General features: G+C 41.3%; 1 protein-coding gene. It reads left to right on the top strand.

Annotation, left to right across the window (positions count from 1 at the left end; all coding sequences use genetic code 11):
• Positions 1-105: 105 nt before the first annotated feature.
• The coding region (gene tgt / locus ACFIL8_RS05075; protein ID WP_375689051.1) for a tRNA guanosine(34) transglycosylase Tgt at positions 106-1,217 on the top strand (1,112 nt) is incomplete at its 3' end.

Below are 1,217 nucleotides of genomic sequence, written 5' to 3'. Positions count from 1 at the left end.
AGCGAATCAAAAATTAATTCATAAAGCTTTTGACAATGCTCGTAAGGGGATATCTTTTTTCTTTCTATAGAGATATGCATTGATGGAATCAAAAAGACGAGAGTTATGATAAAGACATTTCATTATAGAAAAATTGCTCAAGATGGGTATGCACGTCGAGGCGAAATTATAACGGGGCGAGGATGTGTTCGTACACCCGCATTTATGCCTGTTGGGACGGCAGGAACCGTTAAGGCTATGTATATGGATCAAATTCGTGATCTTGGTGCAGATATCATTTTGGGGAATACTTATCATTTAATGTTACGTCCAGGAGCTGAACGTGTTGCGCGTTTAGGAGGATTACATGAATTTTCACGCTGGAGCGGACCTATTTTAACCGATTCTGGTGGCTTTCAGGTTATGTCATTGGCGGGAATCCGTAAAATTACTGAACAAGGTGTGATTTTTCGTTCTTACATTAATGGAGCCTACTATGAAATGAGTCCAGAGCGTTCTATCGAAATTCAAGAACTTCTTGGTGCGGATATCCAGATGCAGTTGGATCAATGTATTGCATTACCCGCAACTGAAAAAGAAATGGAAGAAGCTATGGAACTTTCATTGCGGTGGGCGCTGCGTTGTAAAACAGCTTTTGGAGATCAGCCAGATAAAGCATTGTTTGGGATTGTTCAAGGTGGTGATAATATGAAACTGCGTGAACGTTCTGCTCAAGCATTAAAAGAAATAGATTTAAAAGGTTACGCTATTGGAGGGCTTGCTGTTGGTGAGCCGCAGAGTGTTATGACAGCAGTATTGGATACTACTTGTCCGATTTTACCAGAGGATAAACCACGCTATCTTATGGGAGTAGGGACACCCGATGATATTTTACAAAGTGTTGCTCGTGGTGTTGATATGTTTGATTGTGTTATGCCGACGCGTGCAGGACGTCATGGTTTAGCTTTTACCCGCTTTGGTAGAATTAATTTGCGTAATGCGCGTTATGCAGAAGATCCACTTCCTCTTGATCCACAGTCACTTTGTCCAGCAGCACATGATTATAGTTGTGCTTATTTGCATCATTTGATTAAATCTGGTGAATCTCTTGGGGGGATGTTGTTGACTTGGAATAATCTTTTTTATTATCAACAACTTATGCAGGGAATTCGTGATGCCATTGAGGAAGGCTGTTATGCCGATTTTTGCGCTGAAACGCGTGCTCTATGGGCACAAGG

It is taken from the genome of Bartonella sp. AP57NXGY (assembly GCF_042195805.1).
In the GTDB taxonomy this organism is placed as follows: Bacteria; Pseudomonadota; Alphaproteobacteria; order Rhizobiales; family Rhizobiaceae; genus Bartonella.
The sequence above is the reverse complement of the archived record's forward strand: the minus strand, read 5'-3'. Positions and strand labels throughout refer to the sequence as shown.